Origin of the sequence: Endozoicomonas sp. SESOKO2 (assembly GCF_024606245.1) — a bacterium.
Taxonomy (GTDB): domain Bacteria; phylum Pseudomonadota; class Gammaproteobacteria; order Pseudomonadales; family Endozoicomonadaceae; genus Endozoicomonas_A.
Window position 1 is genome coordinate 1 of the sequence record NZ_JAHHPQ010000551.1, and the last position, 1,497, is coordinate 1,497.

Below are 1,497 nucleotides of genomic sequence, written 5' to 3' on the forward strand. Positions count from 1 at the left end.
TATAGCTTGAACATTCTCATTGATCCCAACCCATTCACAATCATCTATATCCAATTGTAAGATTTTATTATCATTGCTTTCAGAATTATCATCAGAAGCCTTAATAGAATACGAAGACAATGCTCTGGTCGCATTGCCATTTGTATACTGAGAGGTGTTTATAAAGCGAGGAACTTGATAGTTATTAAAATATTCCGTGATGGCTTTCTGCTCATCTGACTCCATTATCTGCTTGTAAGTACGGTCAGTAAATACCTTAGTTCCATCAGAGTTAAGATTATTCATAAGATACTTCTTTACCTGGTTATTGGGTTATTCCGTAGTAACTGTTCAGAATTTGCAGGTACTTTTTGAACTTGATGAGTTACAGCCCGGAAAAATCAGCGAGCTCCAGCTCAAAATGAACATTTCTGCCTGAAGAAATGATCATCTGCATCCTGTACTCATTTACACGCAACAAAATAAAAAAAGTTCCTGAACACTGGTTCAAAGTCGTAATGGTGCGGAGTTGATGTGGTTAGGTATCTTCTACTATTGGCGCCACGTGTAATCATGTCCAGTCTTTCACACATGGGCCGCACTGCATGGCACCACCATATTTAATGGTTTGAATAATCCTGAAGGGCTCAAGGGGATAGATTATGTTCAAAGAATATTAGAAGAAGGAAGCAGTCTAAGTAAAAATGATATTCCACTGCTTATAGTGTTTTCGAATATGAGTTTAACAGAGTCTCAAATTCAAGAGATGAAAGCTGAATTTATAAGCCATGATAATATCTTATGTATCTCTTTGGAAACAGACCTTCAGCTAAAATTCCCTATGCCATTAAATAAATATGCTTCATCTATGAGCCTTGAGTTTATGCATTCTATTAGAGTTGTTGTGTCTCAAAACATTGCTAATACACTAAGCTTTTGTATAGATAAGGCGAGTTCTGAAAATAAACCCAAACTAGCTAATCGTTTAGAAAAGCTCGGAGTTAATCATTTATTTTATTCCGATATTGATAATCAATGGTTATCCAAACCACCCTACATATTAGCCAGACATGGGATGTTTACTCTGCCAAAAATGCCAGATGACATTCTACTCAAAGATATCAATGGCCACACCTTAACAGGACTATCTGATATTGATAGAAAGCGTTTAGTGGCACACAGATCTTTTTTCTCCGATCTGCCTCATTTAAATAAACGAAAATCAAAAATATGGTCTACGGACAAAGCAAGAAAGCTATTTAATTATATTTTCAGTGGTGAAGCAGAGCGTAACTATCAATATCTAGCAACACAGATAGGACATATTTCACACCACTACTATGATCTATTGAAACCTGCCAATCAAGTTGTTTCCTGGAAAGGTGACAATGGTTGTTTATTTATGACAGAGCACTCTAAAGATGATTTTTTAAGAGCTGCTTCAAAAAGAGTAAGCATAATAGACCTTCATGAAGAACCGAATAATGGATATTGTTTTAATCCAGATCCATATTACAG

General features: G+C 35.8%; 2 protein-coding genes. One reads left to right on the forward strand and one right to left on the reverse strand.

Going from position 1 to position 1,497, the window contains the following annotated elements:
• The coding region (locus tag KDK17_RS13455; protein WP_257288266.1) for a hypothetical protein at positions 1-285 on the reverse strand (285 nt) is incomplete at its 3' end.
• Positions 286-607: 322 nt separating this feature from the next.
• Here KDK17_RS13455 and KDK17_RS13460 point away from each other — a divergent pair.
• The coding region (locus KDK17_RS13460) for a hypothetical protein (protein WP_257288267.1) at positions 608-1,497 on the forward strand (890 nt) is incomplete at its 3' end.